General features: G+C 43.6%; 19 protein-coding genes and 1 pseudogene. 1 reads left to right on the top strand and 19 read right to left on the bottom strand.

Annotated features, from left to right (window positions below):
* Positions 1 to 7: 7 nt before the first annotated feature.
* Positions 8 to 303: pseudogene (locus FJG96_RS08495) on the bottom strand (HigA family addiction module antitoxin).
* 88 nt (positions 304 to 391) lie between these two features.
* Between FJG96_RS08495 and FJG96_RS08490 the strand changes: the two are divergent.
* Positions 392 to 571 (top strand): helix-turn-helix domain-containing protein, encoded by a 180-nt coding sequence (locus FJG96_RS08490; protein WP_139413568.1) that lies wholly within the window; start codon positions 392 to 394, stop codon positions 569 to 571.
* A 258-nt stretch (positions 572 to 829) separates the two neighbouring features.
* Here the strand turns inward: FJG96_RS08490 and FJG96_RS08485 are convergent, their stop codons facing one another.
* The 18 genes from FJG96_RS08485 to FJG96_RS08395 form a co-directional block, all read right to left on the bottom strand.
* Entirely contained in the window at positions 830 to 2,257 is a 1,428-nt protein-coding gene (locus FJG96_RS08485; RefSeq protein WP_139413567.1) for a Bgr_08870 family protein, read from the bottom strand.
* A gap of 14 nt (positions 2,258 to 2,271) precedes the next feature.
* Positions 2,272 to 5,415, bottom strand: coding sequence for a DUF4815 domain-containing protein (locus FJG96_RS08480; protein ID WP_139413566.1), 3,144 nt, complete (start codon positions 5,413 to 5,415; stop codon positions 2,272 to 2,274).
* A 1-nt stretch (position 5,416) separates the two neighbouring features.
* Complete coding sequence (locus FJG96_RS08475; RefSeq protein ID WP_139413565.1) at positions 5,417 to 6,523, bottom strand: phage tail protein; 1,107 nt, start codon at positions 6,521 to 6,523, stop codon at positions 5,417 to 5,419.
* On the bottom strand, positions 6,523 to 7,347 hold the full coding sequence (locus FJG96_RS08470; RefSeq protein ID WP_139413564.1) for a baseplate J/gp47 family protein: 825 nt from the start codon (positions 7,345 to 7,347) through the stop codon (positions 6,523 to 6,525). The genes FJG96_RS08475 and FJG96_RS08470 overlap by 1 nt, the downstream gene beginning before the upstream one ends.
* A complete protein-coding gene (locus FJG96_RS08465) occupies positions 7,344 to 7,685 on the bottom strand; it encodes a GPW/gp25 family protein (protein ID WP_139413563.1) in 342 nt (113 codons plus the stop codon). The genes FJG96_RS08470 and FJG96_RS08465 overlap by 4 nt, the downstream gene beginning before the upstream one ends.
* Positions 7,682 to 8,347 (bottom strand): phage baseplate assembly protein V, encoded by a 666-nt coding sequence (locus FJG96_RS08460; RefSeq protein ID WP_139413562.1) that lies wholly within the window; start codon positions 8,345 to 8,347, stop codon positions 7,682 to 7,684. Before FJG96_RS08460 ends, FJG96_RS08465 begins: the two co-directional genes overlap by 4 nt.
* On the bottom strand, positions 8,328 to 8,873 hold the full coding sequence (locus tag FJG96_RS08455; RefSeq protein ID WP_139413561.1) for a hypothetical protein: 546 nt from the start codon (positions 8,871 to 8,873) through the stop codon (positions 8,328 to 8,330). The genes FJG96_RS08460 and FJG96_RS08455 overlap by 20 nt, the downstream gene beginning before the upstream one ends.
* On the bottom strand, positions 8,870 to 9,214 hold the full coding sequence (locus tag FJG96_RS08450) for a head-tail joining protein (protein ID WP_139413560.1): 345 nt from the start codon (positions 9,212 to 9,214) through the stop codon (positions 8,870 to 8,872). The genes FJG96_RS08455 and FJG96_RS08450 overlap by 4 nt, the downstream gene beginning before the upstream one ends.
* 1 nt (position 9,215) lies before the next feature.
* Positions 9,216 to 10,292 carry a major capsid protein gene (locus tag FJG96_RS08445; protein ID WP_139413559.1) on the bottom strand — a complete coding sequence of 359 codons (1,077 nt, stop codon included), beginning with the start codon at positions 10,290 to 10,292 and terminating at the stop codon, positions 9,216 to 9,218.
* A gap of 12 nt (positions 10,293 to 10,304) precedes the next feature.
* On the bottom strand, positions 10,305 to 10,676 hold the full coding sequence (locus tag FJG96_RS08440; RefSeq protein ID WP_139413558.1) for a head decoration protein: 372 nt from the start codon (positions 10,674 to 10,676) through the stop codon (positions 10,305 to 10,307).
* Positions 10,673 to 11,041: a hypothetical protein gene (locus FJG96_RS08435; protein ID WP_246046926.1), complete on the bottom strand. Its 369-nt coding sequence runs from the start codon at positions 11,039 to 11,041 to the stop codon at positions 10,673 to 10,675. Before FJG96_RS08435 ends, FJG96_RS08440 begins: the two co-directional genes overlap by 4 nt.
* Positions 10,936 to 11,991 (bottom strand): S49 family peptidase, encoded by a 1,056-nt coding sequence (locus tag FJG96_RS08430; protein ID WP_139413557.1) that lies wholly within the window; start codon positions 11,989 to 11,991, stop codon positions 10,936 to 10,938. The genes FJG96_RS08435 and FJG96_RS08430 overlap by 106 nt, the downstream gene beginning before the upstream one ends.
* Positions 11,981 to 13,528: a phage portal protein gene (locus tag FJG96_RS08425; RefSeq protein ID WP_139413556.1), complete on the bottom strand. Its 1,548-nt coding sequence runs from the start codon at positions 13,526 to 13,528 to the stop codon at positions 11,981 to 11,983. The genes FJG96_RS08430 and FJG96_RS08425 overlap by 11 nt, the downstream gene beginning before the upstream one ends.
* Positions 13,528 to 13,776: a phage head-tail joining protein gene (locus FJG96_RS08420; RefSeq protein WP_139413555.1), complete on the bottom strand. Its 249-nt coding sequence runs from the start codon at positions 13,774 to 13,776 to the stop codon at positions 13,528 to 13,530. Before FJG96_RS08420 ends, FJG96_RS08425 begins: the two co-directional genes overlap by 1 nt.
* A gap of 3 nt (positions 13,777 to 13,779) precedes the next feature.
* On the bottom strand, positions 13,780 to 15,708 hold the full coding sequence (locus FJG96_RS08415) for a phage terminase large subunit family protein (protein ID WP_139413554.1): 1,929 nt from the start codon (positions 15,706 to 15,708) through the stop codon (positions 13,780 to 13,782).
* 30 nt (positions 15,709 to 15,738) lie between these two features.
* Positions 15,739 to 16,290, bottom strand: coding sequence for a hypothetical protein (locus FJG96_RS08410; RefSeq protein WP_139413553.1), 552 nt, complete (start codon positions 16,288 to 16,290; stop codon positions 15,739 to 15,741).
* Between the two features lie 379 nt (positions 16,291 to 16,669).
* Positions 16,670 to 17,248 (bottom strand): hypothetical protein, encoded by a 579-nt coding sequence (locus FJG96_RS08400; RefSeq protein WP_139413551.1) that lies wholly within the window; start codon positions 17,246 to 17,248, stop codon positions 16,670 to 16,672.
* Positions 17,245 to 17,571 (bottom strand): hypothetical protein, encoded by a 327-nt coding sequence (locus FJG96_RS08395; protein WP_139413550.1) that lies wholly within the window; start codon positions 17,569 to 17,571, stop codon positions 17,245 to 17,247. Before FJG96_RS08395 ends, FJG96_RS08400 begins: the two co-directional genes overlap by 4 nt.
* Positions 17,572 to 17,635 lie beyond the last annotated feature (64 nt).

Genomic DNA, 17,635 nt, shown 5'->3' with positions numbered 1-17,635 from the left:
CACAAAGTCAAACAGCGTGGAGTATCGGAACTTTGCTAACATCTGTTTCACGCTCTGCATGCCAAGCATCATAATTGGCTTGCATACGTAACCATATGCCTGCTCCATTCCCAAACATCTTTCCAAGACAAGCAGAAAGAGAAGGAGAGATAGGTTTTTTGCATTCAGGATATCATAAAGATGTTGGTGTGATATACCAAGCATTTGTGCGATTTCTGAATTTGTTTTACCAGTTTCTGGAATAATATCTGCTAAAAGCTCTCCTGGATGAGTAGGACAACGGTTAGGATTACGTGTGGTCATGGGATAGTCTTCTTTGCAATTAATTTTAAAGCTATTACAATCTAAATAGTATGACTTCAATATTGTGTAATTTAAAGAAATTAAAAAAATGAATATTAAGCCTATTCGCACTGAAGAGGATTATCAAGAAGCCTTAGAAATTGTATCTGCACTGTTTGATAATCAACCTCAAGAGAACACTCCAGAATTTGATCAAATGGAGGCTCTTGTATTATTAATTGAAGCATATGAAGCAAAGCATTATCCTGTTTCTCCACCTCATGCGTAAAGAGAAGCACAAACTTATGGAAGGAATAAATTTGCACGTCAACATCTAGGATTTTCCAACCGCACCAAAGGCTGTCTGATCAAATATTGCTAAAAACTCAGATTTCTTGCCATTTTGCTCTCCAAATCAATGAAGAGACTATAGCAACCAAAAACACTCCCTCATAAGCCTGACAGTGTCAGTCAAAAAAAGCCCTTTAAAAGCCCTTTAAAAGCCCTTTAAAAGAGCGATAAAAGAGCTTTGAAAATATATAAGTTCTTATACAAAAACCTTTAATTTAACTGCGCCATCTCCACCCCGTCCAGCACCACTTGCTGTTCCATCCTCGCCATCTCGATACCCGCCGCCACCGCCGCCGCCATTGCCTGTTTCAGCACCGTTTCCTCCATTGCCACCATACTGGCTTTTCCCACCTTTGCTTCCATTATTATGTACACTACTACCACCACTACCACCTCCACCTGCACCACCATAGCTACTATCGCCACCATCACCGCCACGACTATTATTATAACCTCCGCCGCCGCCTCCACCTCCATGCCAAGGATCTTTTTCCCCCGCATAACCATTACTATTACCACTTGCAACTCCATACCCACCTGGAGTTCCACCACCACTATTCCCACCAATATAACCGTTATTCCCCTTACCACCTCGTGCTGTAAGAATAGAACCAACTAGCGTATTACCACCATTAACACCATTTCCATATCCGCCTTTTCCAATAGTCACTACATCATTATTCTGTAATTGGCGTTTTTGAATCTTTAAAGAAATACATTCACCACCACCTCCTCCTCCACGTTGGCCACCGCTGCCGCCACCTCCCCAAGCCATGATTTCAATATCAGTGTCATCTCTCACCCCATCAGGCCAAGGAATATTACCACTCTGCAACATGGTGATTTCAATGTATTCTTCTTTACGCTTTTTGATTAAAGCATCTAAAAGAGCATCCACTTGCGCCTTGGTATAAACAAGATCACCGTCAACGGTTAGTGGTCCTTTCAGCATACTTCCATTTGCGCTTAAACGGGTAACCACTGATTCTGAGACTGAAAAACTTCTTTTAAGCTCGATGGAGCCGGCGGATAAACCAACTAATGGAGATGTGCTAAATGATGAATTCTTGACGATTTCCAAACCACCACTCATGCTTGAAGATGCCTTAAATGGTGAGTTATCGACGATCTTCAAACCACCACTCATGGTGACTTTACTGGTAAATTTGTTCTCATTTTGCCATTCATTGGCTTGTTTGAGATGTCCATAACTTGTCAGATCTTCGTTAATCTTGGCTCTAAAGTCATCAAGCCCCACGATATCTTCTGTTTTATGTTGATGGGTGCCTAACAGAGAGATGGCACTGCCAAAGGTAAAATTATTGTTGCCTGATTTATAGAGCACATAATTGTTTGCCGCATCTTTTGCGCCCTCGATATCGCTTAAATCGGCAAAAGTGAAGGTTTTATCGGCGGACATCTTGCCATTAAGAGCGCTTTCTAAACCTGTCACATCGCTTATGGTATGTGTATGCTTTGAAGGGGCTTTTCCCTCTATCTTTTCCTCAACAGTTATAAGAGCTTGATCAAGTTTACCCAAGTTTTCACGTAAAATGGGGAATTCAGAACTGATAAAACGTCCTTCTTTGGGTAATTCCATGTCGAGTTTTTTAGTTTTGCTCATTTTTCGTTCTCCCATCATATGATGCCAGCGCCAAAATCACACACCATGGAGCGTGCAGCTGGTCCACCGGTAAGGGTGAGTTTTAAGCGTGCTTGTCGTGCTGTCTTGTCACCACTGATAAATTTGCGCTCTGTCCAAAGCGGTTCAGTAAGCTGTTCTGTCTCATCCAGTTTTAAAGGGACAAAGGTACCATCATCCAGTTGCATCTCCAGTGAGAGGCAAGAACCACCTGGCAAAAAGGTTTTGATATAGCTGGTCAATCTTGCCTTTTCCCCAAAGGCAAAAGCTCTTGTGATATAAGTTGCTGTTTTATGAATCTTTCCTGCAATCAATTGCACAGGGGCAAATAAGACGGGTGAGAGCTTCTCTGTGCCTTTAAGAATGGCGCGAAGGTGAACTCTTTCACTAATATATTCGGTCAGACTAAGCAATTGAAAGGGCAGCAGTTGATAAACTGTACCGTTGTTTCTTTCAATTTCAAAGATGACAGAACAATCGCTTGAAGGCAATTCAATGGCTGCACGCACTTGCAAATCAGAGCAATCCACAAGATCAAAGGTGCCTAAATCCACCGTTTTTTCTGTTTGCCTATAGCGGGCGGCCAACACTCGAAATGCCAAGGCTTCGTCTTGGTGCGCTGTCCAGCTCTGCGCATTGACAGAAGAAAAGCGCGGACCCGTCACATAAGGGTGGCTTGAAACATATCTTTGGTGCTCTTTATCAAAATCCCCAAGTTTGGCAAGTGAGACGGAATGATCCCCATCATCAGTTTTAAGCACAAAGGCGGTCAGACGATCATCGGGCACTAACAAAGGAACAGCGTAACGTGCGCCAGCCCAGCCGGTTTTAGCGCCCTTCATGGAATAGGATGTTTGGGCTTGAATATCGGCGGTAGGATAGCCGTTTTCAGTGGTGACCAAATCAATGACGAGATCATGGGCTTGATTGCCAATTTTACAAAGATGGAAATCAATCCCAGTGATTTGCCGTGTTTCATCGGGGGTAAAGACTTGGGCTTGCGGGTCGACTTGTGTCCAGATTTTTACCGTGGTGGTGCGTCGCATGACTTTTACATCAATCACCCCTTGACCGGTAAAAAGCCCTGTTGCTGTTGTCCCACCTTTCCCTCGTGCGATCATATTTTTTGTCCCAGCGGGAATGTTTGGAGGAATCTTGAAACTCCCTTCAAGGGTACCTTTGCTATCGGCACTAAGGCGGCTTGTTGGCAAGACATTCACGCCATCAAAGCTAAGGCTTTCCAAGATTTCGCCACTGCCAAAGCCTTCAATCTTAAAGTTCAACGGAATTTGTCTTAAAAAATCGATTTGCTCGCTTGTTGTATTTACCAAATCATCACTGATTTCTGTCTTAACGATGCTTCTCCCACCGTTCCAGCCCATATTGAGTTGATTGGTCACACTGGAGAGCCAATCAGTGCGTTCAACATGCCAAAAGTCTGTCGCGGGGGTCAGGGTGACTGTTCCAGGGAGAGGTGCAAAATTTTGATAAGGATTGATCTTTTCACAAGCGGTTGTCAATTCTTGTGCAATGATCACTTCATTGGTCCAGTCAAGCGTGACAGGGGCGTTCAAGGGGGCAGTATAAAATGTTGGATCAATGGCAAGCTGTAAAATACCGTTTCCCACAGCCCCTGTTTGTTCAAAACCTTCGTCTCTATAACTGTCATCGAGAAAAGGGTCTGCAAACATGCCTTTTTTGGCAACAGGCTCTTTAGAGTCAACATTGCTTTTAATGCGCTCTAATTGCATGAGGCGGTCAAGGGAGAGTACGCGTTGAAAATAGCGCCACATCTCATCATAGGGGGCAACACGTGTGCCATCATTTTTCACAAGCGGTACATCAATCCAGTTATTGGTAATGGTGGCAAGGGAGAGCACATCTTCAGGAACGCTTGGCGCCATGGGTTGGTCTGCCGAAACACCTTTGATATAGACAACATCACCTCCTGTATTCAGTCCAATACGGTCAATGCGAGGGAGTTTGTAAGAGTAATTCACAATAATATCACCCCCCTCAGCCCCCTCTGAGACAGTGATTTCTTGTGCTGTGACTTTATCAGCCTTCACACTTGCGCGGTAACGGTAAGTCACCGTATAGCTACTGCCAGGGAGAGGTTCATCTCCAACGGGAGCCCAATCAATGGTATCTCCGGTTTTTTTAAAGTCCTTGCCCTCTTTAAATTCTTTACTTCCTTGCACAATTTTAAGAAAAGCTGTGATACTTTTGTCAGGAACGCCATCACGCCCAGATGTAATAGCCCCGCGGGTGATGTTAACGGTTTTTTCTTTTGTCAATAAAATAGAATGAACATCGGCAATGGGTGCATAATAGGTTTTAAAGGTAAAGCTTTTTTCTTGATTTTTAGGCGCAAAAATATGGGTTTCACTAGGAACTTCGCTTGTTGAAAAGTCCTCTTGTTCTTCATGGCGCAAAGCGGCTAAGCGTTTGCGTTTAAAGCCATTGATATTGGCTTCTCCCTCTTGAATACTGAACACTTGCTTTTGTCCCTCTTGTCCCAAAGCTGTGACACGGCAACCGTTCACGATATAATGTCCATGGGCGCGGTCATAACTGGCAATAGCTTGCATGGCGGGTTCAAGCAGTGAGGGTGATTTTTGATCAATGAGAACACCATCTTGCAAAATATAAACCGGAAAAAATGTACCTTGCTGTCCATCATCTTTGAGAGCCCAGACAAGTTTTGCCACCTCACGGGCGGCACCAGGCTCTCCTTCTGCTAAAGATCCCGGAACTTGCCCCAAGAGCTGTGGATCATCTTCATGATTTACCCAGCTTTTTTGCAGTTTTACACCGATTTCCATCCGTCCAACCATGGAAACATTCTCTAAGACGGCATTTGAGACAGGAAAGATATCGCCGGCGATATAAATCTTGCCCTCTGTTAAAGTGACGGTTTTTGTATCTTTATTGACAAAGGCATCTGCTCGTTCAACACGGTCTCCTTCTTGTGCCACAAGGCGCCCTAAGCGGTTATGGCGCCCCCTTATGATGGTTTGAATTTCATTGAGTTCAGCTGATTGCAGAAAAGGGCGCTGTCCATAAAACACAACGCTTTGTTGTTCATCTTTGCCAACGGATCTGTCAATTGCAAAGGGTAAGCCACTTTCATGCTTCATATTAAAACCTCAATAAAATCTTGAATTGTTCGCGAACATCTGCACGCAAAGGAATATCGACGGGTGTTTTGAGAATCTCTACACCCCCCTTTAGTTCACCAGCGTCACACCAAAGTTTTCCTGGAGATGTCTGCTCTGCTGGCGTGCCATGAACGAGAAGGGAAACAGAGGCGGCTTGTTTGTCTTCAACATCTCCAAAATCGGTGCGCGCTGCAAGAAACAACATTGTCCCTGTTTTCGAGGGCTTAAATCTGTTGCCACAATGGCTGTAAACACCCTCTAAAGCTTGTTCAACAGGCGCTACAGCATAGCAGCGGCGATAGCCAATCAGAGCATTGTCTGGATCTCTTAAAGCGAGATAAAGGGAACGGTTTTGGAACCATTCTGCCATCAATATATCGCGTTCGTGCTTTTTGACCGAACACCATGGAAAATTTGCCAACTCCCAAGGGTAATCGATATGTTCCCAACTTAACTCCTCATCGAAATCATCAATCCAGTTACCAATGAGTGTTCCTTCTTCTTTTGTGAGAACGTGGTTGATTTCTGTTGTGCGTCCAAAGGAAAACAGTGTGCCAAGAGCTGTTACGCGGATGCCACTCTCAAAATCCAGCATGCTGTCATCAAGCCTTGACATATTGGCTTGTATAGCCCCTACATCATAACCAATGACACCACGGCGAAAATCAGAACGCAAGCTTTTGGAAAGGTCGACAATGGCTTCAATCGCCTCAAGATTACCTCGTTCAGGCAATTGATCAAATTCAAGTTGGAAGGAATTCCACCATGCACGCTCTGTCCACGCGGGTATGAATTGTGCAGAAAGTCCAAGCCATTGAAGACCCATATCAATTGCAGCTACAGAGCCACGTATCCGCTGCCATTGGAGACCTTGGTCAAGAAGATCATAGAGGTTTGGAACATAAGGGGTAAGTTCTCCAAGCCCATATTCTTCAATCAACCATGGCAAGAAACGGGGAGGGCGTGTGATCAGTTTAGAGCGTGAAATCCCCAAAACAGAACCATCAACATCTTGATGAAAATCGCAAACATCAGCAAGGCGCCTTTCAAATTCCGTTGCATTTGTTGGGAGTAAAGTACCACCCATTAGCGCGCCCGCCCTTTAAAGTTTAAGGTAACCTTGCCAATGGATAATACTTCCTCATCACAAACGGCATTATCCGTTGTAGGTTCAACGGCAATCACTTTTTGCACACCAGGAATCATCAGTTTAGAAATCCACCACGAGAGGCTTAATTCACGCCCAAGGGCTTGTTCTTGTTTCCAAGCGGTACGTAAATGTGCCTCCATTTGGGTTAAAACGGTCAGTGCCGTTTCTGGTAACAGCCAAACATCAGCTGTTAAGTCCACAACTTTTGCAACAGCCGCGTGCACAAGAATAGTATCATTGGTCATGATGACATTCTTATCGTGAAGAGCTTGTGAGACTTTGTCTAGCAAGTCTTGGCTTGCTGTTTCTTCTTCATTATTGCCAAAAAGTGCAACATGAATAGTTGGGTTTTTCCCCTTTCGATAAATAATGGCATCTTTCACGCGGTTATCTGCGGATAAAGCAATAAATTTGTAATAAGGTTCTGTTCCACTGCCTTTGCCACTGCGGGTATGAAGTCTTATGCGTTCGCGGTATCTCTCATCACTCTCACCGTCCATGCGTTGAACACCGTGCCAATCGCCCAAAGCATCAAGAGATTCCTCTTTTGCAAAATCAAGAATATTATTGCGTGCCGCCTCATTAATGCGTTGTCTTAAAAGAAGCTCTCGATAGCTAAAAGCCTCAATGATTTTTAAAGCGGGATCACTTTCTAAAAAGATATAGGTAGGCAAAAGTTCTTTTAAATGTTCAATATTTGCTGCGCGGATTTCTTCAAAGGAAAGTTCTGAGATGATTTCGGGATTGGCAAGGTTCTTCATTGTATCAATATTCCTTCCATGGTAATGGGCTTGCCTGATGGTAAGTAAATGCCAGCAAAGGATAAGGATACTTTTCCATCATCACCCCTTTTAAAATCAATTTTTTTCAGTTTAAAACGTGGTTCCCACTTGTCTAAAGCCTCGGCAACGGCGGCATAAAGGGCAACGGCAAAGGCGTTATTGGCTGGTGCATCAATGAGTTCTCCAACACGTGAACCATAATTGCGCCGCATCACCCGTGTGCCAATCCGTGTTGTTAAAATATCAAGAATTGATTGGCGCAAATGATCAATACCAGAGAGAGGCTTTCCTGTTGTGCGGTCCATTCCACTATTCATTTTGGACCTCCTGTCATAGCGCCACCAGGAGAAACACCCCCATGAACATGGGTTGCTCCTACATTGGTGCCATTATGCTTTAAGTCACTAGAATGAAGAGCAATGCCATCATCCGCATGGAGTGAAATTCCCCCACCTGCTTTTAGGGCAATGGCTTTTTCTGCGTTTAAATTCAGATCACCTTGTGCGGTAATTTTGATACCTTCTGGTGCTTGCAGCTCTAATTTCTTGCCATCACCTTTTATCGATACACCATCAGAAATCGTGAGACTAAACTTTCCTCCTGATGTGAGATTAAGGGTATAGCTGTTTTGTTTATCATCATATTCAACGGTAGTGCCATCCGGATAAAGTGTCCTATGGATATTGCCTTTATCGGCGACTTGGTTTGCATCCGTGTGGAGTGAACCAACAATTATCCCTTGTGATAAATCGCCAGAGGAAGAGACAACAACGACTTGCTCTCCAACGTCACGCCCTTCATAAGAACGGGTTTTTCCAGCACGGGCTTGTGTATCTGGAATCCAATCACTGACAAGATTGCCACTCTTTACCCGATAGCGTGCATTTTTATGGTCGACATGGCTAATTTTTCCAACCACCACCATATTGGCCACACGTCTTTTTAAATCCGTGATCTCTTTATCGCGTCGCTCTAACATGGGATTCCTCAATTTTTACGTATTTTCCTTCGTTTTCCACACCGGTTTCGGGTTTAAAACCGACAAGAGGTTTAACAATTTCTGCGGTTGTATTTCCTTCATGAGGGGAGGGGATATTGGTCACGTAAGTGACTTCAAAGGTTAAAATGGCACCATGGAGCGCTAGAGCCCCGTTATCGCCAAAGGCAAAAGCAATATTTTGCAAGCGGCATGTCTCAACGGTGTTGTTAAGATTGGGATTGGCATGGAAAATCTCTTCAACTTGCCATGCCAATTGGTCGACGAAGGATGCTCCATTTTCTTGTGTGCTATAACATTCAACATCTACTGTTAAGACGCGCCGCCTTAAGCCAAAATCATGCCCATCTTCAATGGTTTCGTTTTGCGTTGAGATATTAATGGCCGGCATTGCTTCAATAAATAAATTGAAGTCACGCATATTGAAAACATTATCACCCGCTGTTGTTTTGGCTGCTTTGATCAACCCAACAAATGTTTCTCTTATCGTTTCGCGTGGATGTTTCATTGTTTTATCTCCCGCAGAATAAGCTTGTACATACCGGATTCAGAGGCTTGTACCTCTGTGATCACGAAGTGCTCTTGAGAAGTATCTTCAGGAGAAATAATGACAACACTATCTTGAGGCTTTGGGGGTAAGCCGCCGATATCATGGATACAGACATCAAGTTCTTTTCGAGGTACTGTTGTGGGGATTCTCCCACCAGCGTCCGATTCTGAATGTTTAATGCCGTAAATCGCTGTAATCCGAAACGATTGTTGATTGTCTTTTCGCGTGTAGATGACGGGTTGCCCAAAGGTGTTACGTACATCTTGAATCATTTTATGAAGCAACCCGTGCCATCGCATATTATTTTCCTCCACTAACCGCTTTAAAGAGCATTTCAGGGCGTGTGCAGATGTAAAGCGGATAGCTATAGACCTCCGGTTTTACCCATGCATTACGGTCGTTATCGACAATCAACATGGTGTAGAGAGGTCTTCCAACGGTGTTGGCAAAATCCAAGCTTTCTCCCGGTGCAAAGGTTTTTTGGAATACGCCAGGCGCATTGGCAGGAAAGAATTGGCATTCATCAGGCTTAATCCCTATGGCGCGTTTTGTCCCAGCTTTTGCACTCACATTATAGTTATGAATACTCCGGTAATTAATGAAAGTAACACCCGCAAAGTCAAAACTGCCAAAGCTTCCAGAACCAATGGCACTTGGTGTTGCAACACCTCCAGCGCTATTGAGTGTTTGTGCAAGAGCTGTGTTGAGATAGGTTTCACGAATTGTTTTATGGTTTTTCAATTTGGAAAAAAATTCATTTCCACAAAGCCCAATAATCCGTGAACGATCAGAAAATGCTCCCTTTGAAGCTTCAATCATTCTCATAATGACTTGATCAACATGGTCGGCAACATTTGTTGTCTCAACATTGAGTTTAAAATCAATTGGCTTTGGGGGTGCAATTTCCCATTCCTTGTACCAATCAACAATAACAGAGCCATCAGCATCAAGCACAACACCTTGAACAGCGCCAAGCTGCATGTTTTCCCATGTCAATTCGATTTCAGAAATCAGCTTCTTTTGTTTTCTAGCAATATATTTCATTGCTGTCTCTAACTGATCTTCTGTACCAAATTCACGACGGTTCTGGATTTCATCTGATTTTACCGTATCACTTTTGGCAATCCGTGTTGTTTTGAAAAACCTTAGATTACGCCCCTCTCTATCTCCTTCAACCAAAGGGGCGCCCCGTTCACTGGTTTGAATCAAGGACAATGTATTGTCACGTCTTTCAATGCCAACCACTGTGGTGCTTGTTTCCACTTCTTCAAAAAGATCAAGAGAGCTAATGAGACCAGGTTGAAACTCATAGTTTTCAATCGCTTTCATCATGGTAACGGCAGAGAAAGCATCGTGTTTAAAAAAGTTCATATCCATGTGCGCATTCTCCTATCGCAACAGTATTTTGTTATTGTCTTCTAAAGACTGAATGGCAGCACTTTTCTGTTCATCGGTGATGGCATCTGGCCAGAGCAGTTCAGAAGCCTTTACGGTACTCAAGCGCGCTGTAATGACTGCACGTTGCTCTTCCTCTGTTACATCAACAGTGGCATAAGAAATTCCTGCCGGCGTTTGACTGCCATCTGATAGTGCTGGATTAAGGGGAACATATTTTCCCGTTGCTGTTACTTTTCCCATAACAGTGCCGGCTTCAACAAATGCCCCTGATGCAAAAACCACTTCTTCATTGGACATATCCGTGTCATAGCGTCCAAGATAAGCGCCATTGCGAACATCTTCATAAAAAACTTGATTATTCATTTTATTGCCCTCCAAGCTGCTTCCCATTTTGTATGAATTTTTGCCTTGCTCGCCCCATCACTATGGGGCGCTGTGGTCGAGAGTTTTAAAGAGGAACTTTTCGAGACAGCAGCAGATAAGACAACATTTTTAGCCTTCTCAACATTCATGCCACTTTGAATGGCTTTTGCGGCATCAAAAGAAACACCTAAACGCTTTGCTTGCTTTTCAAGGTTTGTCAGTGCCTGTGCGCGTTTTCTTTCCTTTTCAAGAGCTGCTTTTATGGTTTCTTGCTTATCTTCGTTGTCTTCCTCTTCTTCTTCATCATCGTCGAAGTCTTCGGCATCTTCGTCAATGTCGAGAGTGTCTTCTTCGTCTTCATGGATGACGTCGACAATCTTTTCATCATCGTCTTCTTTGGCGCGATAGTGTGTGCGTGCCATGTGTTTTGTCCTTCTTTTGTTGCTGTTGGGGGTGAGTGAATGGAAGCTGTTAAGGCTTCCAAAGCTTGCGCAAGAGTCCCTTGCGCATCTGCTAATCCAAGCGTGATAGCTTGGTTGCCTATAAAAGTTTCTGCTTTGGTGTCGCGGATTGCAGCCGCATTCAGAGGTCTGTTTTGTGCAACCAAATCCACAAACATCTCGTAGAGTAGGGCGCAATCTGCTTGTATTTTTATCTGTGCTGTATCGCTCAAAGGTTCGTGAGAATTTCCATGAACTTTGTGATCCCCTTCAAAAACAAAGGTCCATTTAATCCCATGTTTTTCATCTGCACGGGACTGGTCAAGATGGGCACAAACAACACCAATCGAGCCCACAACTCCTGTACGGGCAATCCATATTTGAGAAGCCGCACAAGCAATGGCATAAGCTGCCGAACAAGCAACCTCATTGGCATGTGCCCAAATGGGTTTGTTATATTTTTGTGAGAGTGCTTGAAACTCTTCCACAAGATCAAACACACCGCCGGCTTCTCCGCCGCTACTGTCAATATCCAGCAATATCGCGCGAACATCAGGTTGCCTAATCGCTTCACAAAAAGAAGCTCTCAAACCTTCATAAGAGGTTAGACCCGATAAAGCCCCGAGCCATGCACCACGGCGTACAAGTGTGCCGTGAACCGGTATGATGGCAATATTGTTTTGCACTACGTAAGTTTCTGGTGGTCTTAAAGGAGCACCGTCTTTTTCTAACAATGCTCTCACAGTAAACTTTTCTCCTTCAAAAAGCCGTGGTGCAAGAGCATTGAGAATAATATCAAGCTTTGTGGAGGCAAGCATGAGGGGAACACCAAAAAGCCGGGATGCCAAAAACGGCATATCAAGATTATTCGCCATTTGCATGTGCCTTACTGTCTTGGTTACTTTCATAAGTTTCAGAAGTCTCTGAATCTTCCGTATCAATCAGTTGATTGGCTGTTGAGGGCGCTAGCGCATTATCGGTATCAAAGGATAAACCCCGCGTGCGCGCATCTGTGCGTTCTTCTTCGAGTTCGGCATGAATGTTATCAATATCAAAGCCTCGTTCAGCCAACGCCATACGTCGTGTTTTCAAGCCAGCACGAATTTCTTCTTTTTCTGCCGAGATATCCTTGATGGGATCAATCATTTCAAGGGGTGGTGCAAAGCTTTCACATTGCAGCCATGGCAAGGAATTTTCTTCCCATCCGGGTAAATTCACGCATCTGCCAAGCACTGCCATTTCGACAAAACGTTCCCAAACAATGCGATTAAACTGAAAGGCAATGATATGTTCTCGCCATTGTTTAACATGGCGTCTAAACTGAATAATGGAGGTTCGCACATTGGAAAAGTTTCCTCGCGTAACATCCCCTGTCACAACGGCATAAGGCATATTGAGAGCAGAACAAATTTTCAAGATATTGCGAAATTGAAAAGCCTCATAAGAGCCACCAACCTCAACAGGATTTGAGAATGTAACCTCTTTATTCTCTCCTAAATAAAGGGATGCACCGGGCACAATGACAGGTGCTTTGTATTCTTCTTCAACGTTGTTTTTATCACGATTATCGGATAATTTTTCGACGTTTGGGGAACTGTCCTTGACAAACGCCGCAAAAAGAGCCGCTGTCCTTTTTCGATCAAGTTCTGCATCATCATAGGATTCGAGTTGAAAGATCTTTGTCATAGAGCGCGTTATTTTGGGAGAACCGCGCAATTGTCCAGCAATACGGCGCTCTTTGATATGAATGACCATTTCAGCAGGTATACGCACGCGCTCTTGGCTCTCAAAGACTGTATTGGAAGGGCAATCATCATAAGGGTGATGTTTCCAGAAATGATAAGCAACACGCTTACCACTGGCATTAAATTCAATCCCCATACGAATGTAATTGCCTTTAATTTCAGCTGGTCCATTGTAAGTTAAATCCAGCATTTCGGTTGGATAAACTTGTAATTGAAGAGGTACACCAGAGCGTCCATAAAGGTCAACATAATGCAGTCTTACAAAGCATTCACCAGTTAAAAAGACCTCTCGTGCAATGGTTGCCTGCAGCCCATAAAAGCTGGCATCTTCATCATAGTCCGCTTCATCAACCCATTGCCACCATAAATCTAAAAGCTTTTTCTTTTCTTCTTGAAAACCTTCAATACGAGGATAAGGTTTAATCCCATCACTCACCGCCGCAGAGACCCATTCTTCCGTTGCAGAACCATAAAGAGCTTCATTGTCATAAAGCCATCTTGAACGAGCAACAATGGTATCACCGCATTCTTCAATGGCTTTATTGATGTGTTTTTTTGCGGGGTCAAAACCACCCATACGGCGGCTTTTGCTTGCCGCTTCAAAATGGGGATTGTGTTGACGAGAAATTGTAAAAAATCCCGTAATTTTATTGAACAAACCAGCCATTAATAGCCTCGTGATATATTAAAATAGAACACGCGTGAACGTTTGCGTCCTTCAAGGTCTGCTATTTGTGTGTTCAGCATCTCAAGCGCTCTGCGCAGTTCCTCAACAGAGCGGTTGCTGACTTGCTTATCGCCATGGCGTACCGATTGTGCTCCCGAATAAAGAGCTTCTTCAATTTGTTCACGCCGTCTTTTTAAACTTTCAAGTCTTTCAATTTTGCTGTTAAATTGTCCTAAAGTTTCATCCACAAATTACCTCCAATCCCCTTGCATATAAGGATTCATCACCGTTCTGGATTGCTTCCTTTGAGGCTGTGCCGTCTGAGATCTTCTTGGAGCAGGAGAGGGGAGATGTCTTGGTGTTGGCTGCTTTATAGAGCCTTCAATTTTAAGTTTTTCCAAACGCTCTTCTAAGATATCGACTTCTCGATTAAGGTTTATTCCTGCCGAAATCAGACCTTGTAAAGCCGCATAAGCATAGACCCTACAATCCAAGGCTTCGTTTCTTGCCTTTTCACTTTTTTGCCATTCAATACGCTTGAAGCCTTTAAAAAATTTGATCACTTTTCTTTCAGCGGTTAGCTGGTCAAAATATTCTCGATCAAGGCTTTTGTGAAAATGTGTTGCACCAGCCCCCGTTGCTTCGGGACCCGATTTTTTAAAGCGCGCTGTGATGATATCTTTCGCCGCATCAACCCCAACAATATAGAGATTAATCTGCCCTTTGTTGTTTCTGCTTGGGCGGCGTGGCCATACCGCGCGCCAGCCAGCTTGTCCCTTAATGCCCCAAATGCGCCGCCCTTCACGGGGGCGCACATAATTATAAACAGCCTGTGTATGTCCACCACCGGTATCAATACAAGCCGCCGTTATCTTAATCCCCTCTTTATAGCCTGGATGTGGCCAACGTTTTGCAAGATATTCATCCAATTGGTCCCACACTTCAAAAGAAGAGGGGTCACCAGGGATAACTTGATAATCAATATGCCAGCTTTCTTCGCTGCGTCCCCATCCCACCACTTCAAGCTCTAAACGGTCATTTTGCACATCAATGCCTGCCGTCAACACGACAGCTTGTTCTGGTGCTAAAGGATATTCTTCGCGTTTTGCATAAAGGCTGTCTGGATCAATAACTTCGCCTGTTCTGTCCTCCCATGGTTCTCCAAGAACAGTATTTACAAAAGGCTGTAGAAGTGCTGGATCATCCTTGGCATTTAAAAACTCGCGTGCACATTCACCCCACGTTAGCCAAGGGGAATAGAGTGCCGAAATATGATAAGAGCGCAAATTGGGTCTGCTTGACTCACTCGTTGGAACCCAACATGCGCCTTTTTCTTCACACATGAGATCTGTTTTTCGGTGTTCGGCATGCTCATGACCACAATGGGCACAAACAAAAACAGCTTTTTCAGGGGCGCCTTTTGGCCATTTAATTTGTGACCAAACAATAGGTTGGAGTGTACGACACTTATCACAAGGGACATTGTAATATCGCTGGTCTCCTAGCACAAAATCCTTGGCAATACGGCTTGTGTCACGGTGGGTGGGCGTGGACAATTTAAAGATCTTTCGTTGTACAAAGGTTGATGTGCGCTTTTCCGCAATCATCACTGGATCACCTTCGTTATCGACACTGAGAGGATAACCATCAACCTCATCCAAAATCAGATAACGAATAGGCATAGAGCGCAAACCAGCTGCACTGTTGGCTCCTGTAAGCATCAGCGCTCCACCATCAAACTCTTTAGAAAACATCGTATTGCCACTATCACGTGCACGAGCAGGGGCTATGCGTTCACTTAAAACGGGACTCGCCATAATCATAGGATCAAGCCGCGTCTTTGAAAGCTTTTTGGCTGTCTCAACGGTGGGCATCACATAAAGGGCAGGTCCTGGACTATAATGAATAGCATAACCACAAAAGTTTAGTCCCGCCTCTGACATGCCAACTTGCGCCCCTTTCATGACAATGGTTGTTTCAATTGGCACGTACGAGGAAAGATTATCCATGATTTCGCGCAAATAGGGGGTGCGTTTTGTTCTCCACAATCCAGGTTCAGCACTTGCTACGGTGCTAAGGTATCTATTCTTATCCGCCCATTCGGAAACCGTGTATGGTTGGTCCGGTTGTCTTGCATCATTGGCATGGGAGAAAAATTCTGTAACAGCATTCTCATCCATTATTCATTCTTTGCTCGCCCCAAAACTCTCTCATTCTGGAGGTTGAGGATCATGATAAGGAACTGGAATATGAACAGCTTCAAGCAAAGCCTTTCGTATGTAATAATCAATAGCCCCTATCAGGCTTGCGGCATCACACCCAACCTGTGCAGCAATGCTTGCACCAAAACGGTGAGGAAAATTCAACATGGCATCACGGTGTGCTCTTCCAAACTCACGCGCTGCTCTCTTGACTTCTTCACGGTCAACGGTTGTTTCGCGTAAGCGTTCAAGGGCAATCTTTTCGCTTTCAAGGGCAACTTGCATTCGCTCCAGTTTAATTTTGTATTCATTTGCACCCTCTGTAGAGATTTGTTTGATCTTTGTGCGTGCTTGACCATCCGGTGCTAAAAATGGGGCAGGGCGCTTTGTTGGATTCTCATTCCAGATAGCTGTTGCAAGCGCTTCATTAACAGAACCATCTTCAAAAAGAGCCTTATCAAATTTTCCAGTTTTAAAACGCGAAACCACCGCATTGGGTGAAACACGCATCTTTTTGGCAAAGGCACGAAGCGATAAACCTTTTCGAGATTTCTTATTCATAATTGCCCCTTTCTTGCTTCTTTGTCCTAAGAAGTAAGTTTTACGGTGTATCAGGATAAAGAGAGATTTATGGTCCCATCTGAAAAACAAGCTTCAATATGATAAGAAAATACTTAACACATTAAATTCGTTATTTATCAATATGTTATGTGTACAATGTCCAGTCAATTTGAAAATTCTGTCGCTAGCGATAGTTCGCGCTCGCCTGCCCCGCAACGAAGCCAACCCGCTGGGAAGTACCTTTTGCATTGATTTTATTGGTTTTTTTATGGAAAAAACAAAGTGTAAGAGATAATCTCTTTTTGAAATTACAATAAGAATAAGTAAGGCATAAACCAATAAGGATATGTAATATAGAGATAGAGTTTAAGAACATGATCTAGCCTCTTTTATTGGTAGCGTATTCTTGACGAGCAAGTTGTCTCTGTATGTTTTTGGTTAGTCTTTCACTGGCATATTGTGCGATAGCATTTGCAATTTCTGGCTTAGACATAACTGTCGCAATTGATGGTCCTTCTTGTTTTGCAATGGGAAATTTATCTCCGTCATCTTTTTGAAAGACGTTTCCTCCCATTTTTAAATCAACCCGCTTAGGAAAACTTCCTCCCTTGATAAAACCATGGGGCAAGATTTGTTTTTTCCCAAACAATTTGTAAGTCACGCCGCGTTTTGTTTCTTTTGCCTTAAAAAATTTAAGAGGTATCGGTGTTCCAGAACCAATGATATCTGTCTCGAGAAACTGTGCGGTAGCCTTGTCTTTAATATAAACGCCTTTTTTAACGCGCTTTGGTTGGGCGGATGAGAGGTCGGCAACTTGCTTCTCAGTAAAGCGCTCGACTTGCTTTGCTGAAGTATTTATAGCGTTGCGTAAAGCCCAATTAAGGCGTGGTGCTTGAAGATTGGTAAAGGTATCTTTTAGCTGTTTAAGATACCATTCTTGATGAATGATTAATTTCAACTTTTAAGCTTTTTAGCAGGAGGTGTTGATGGCTTGGAAACTTTAGGTGTTTCGGTCTGTTGAAGTGAAGTTTCTTCTGCTCCTAGTTTAGAAGATGTTTGTATAACTTCTTTTTCGATTGGCTTAGTCTGTTCAATTACCTTTTCAGATTTTGTTGTGGTTTTACTTTCAACAAAGGGTTTTACGGCATTGGCGCGCTTGAGGCGTGCATAGACTTGATTGGAAATCTCTACAAATGGATTACTTGAAGTTGATGGTTCAAAACGAATAGTGCTTTTGTTATCGCCAACAACACACATTGGTTTTGTGATGATTGCTTTCATCTTGACTCCTTTTGAGGCAATTAATTAATGACATCATTGATCAATTAATGGCTTTTGATATTTG

Origin of the sequence: Bartonella mastomydis, from assembly GCF_900185775.1 — a bacterium.
GTDB classification, from domain to species: domain Bacteria; phylum Pseudomonadota; class Alphaproteobacteria; order Rhizobiales; family Rhizobiaceae; genus Bartonella; species Bartonella elizabethae.
This window is presented reverse-complemented; position numbering and strand designations above follow the sequence as displayed.

Bases quoted from the DNA above. Each gene is read 5' to 3' on its own strand.
- FJG96_RS08490 (WP_139413568.1), top strand. From the start codon at position 392: ATGAATATTAAGCCTATTCGCACTGAAGAGGATTATCAAGAAGCCTTA.
- FJG96_RS08485 (WP_139413567.1), bottom strand. From the start codon at position 2,257: ATGAGCAAAACTAAAAAACTCGACATGGAATTACCCAAAGAAGGACGT.
- FJG96_RS08480 (WP_139413566.1), bottom strand. From the start codon at position 5,415: ATGAAGCATGAAAGTGGCTTACCCTTTGCAATTGACAGATCCGTTGGC.
- FJG96_RS08475 (WP_139413565.1), bottom strand. From the start codon at position 6,523: ATGGGTGGTACTTTACTCCCAACAAATGCAACGGAATTTGAAAGGCGC.
- FJG96_RS08470 (WP_139413564.1), bottom strand. From the start codon at position 7,347: ATGAAGAACCTTGCCAATCCCGAAATCATCTCAGAACTTTCCTTTGAA.
- FJG96_RS08465 (WP_139413563.1), bottom strand. From the start codon at position 7,685: ATGAATAGTGGAATGGACCGCACAACAGGAAAGCCTCTCTCTGGTATT.
- FJG96_RS08460 (WP_139413562.1), bottom strand. From the start codon at position 8,347: ATGTTAGAGCGACGCGATAAAGAGATCACGGATTTAAAAAGACGTGTG.
- FJG96_RS08455 (WP_139413561.1), bottom strand. From the start codon at position 8,873: ATGAAACATCCACGCGAAACGATAAGAGAAACATTTGTTGGGTTGATC.
- FJG96_RS08450 (WP_139413560.1), bottom strand. From the start codon at position 9,214: ATGCGATGGCACGGGTTGCTTCATAAAATGATTCAAGATGTACGTAAC.
- FJG96_RS08445 (WP_139413559.1), bottom strand. From the start codon at position 10,292: ATGGATATGAACTTTTTTAAACACGATGCTTTCTCTGCCGTTACCATG.
- FJG96_RS08440 (WP_139413558.1), bottom strand. From the start codon at position 10,676: ATGAATAATCAAGTTTTTTATGAAGATGTTCGCAATGGCGCTTATCTT.
- FJG96_RS08430 (WP_139413557.1), bottom strand. From the start codon at position 11,991: ATGGCGAATAATCTTGATATGCCGTTTTTGGCATCCCGGCTTTTTGGT.
- FJG96_RS08425 (WP_139413556.1), bottom strand. From the start codon at position 13,528: ATGGCTGGTTTGTTCAATAAAATTACGGGATTTTTTACAATTTCTCGT.
- FJG96_RS08415 (WP_139413554.1), bottom strand. From the start codon at position 15,708: ATGGATGAGAATGCTGTTACAGAATTTTTCTCCCATGCCAATGATGCA.
- FJG96_RS08410 (WP_139413553.1), bottom strand. From the start codon at position 16,290: ATGAATAAGAAATCTCGAAAAGGTTTATCGCTTCGTGCCTTTGCCAAA.
- FJG96_RS08395 (WP_139413550.1), bottom strand. From the start codon at position 17,571: ATGAAAGCAATCATCACAAAACCAATGTGTGTTGTTGGCGATAACAAA.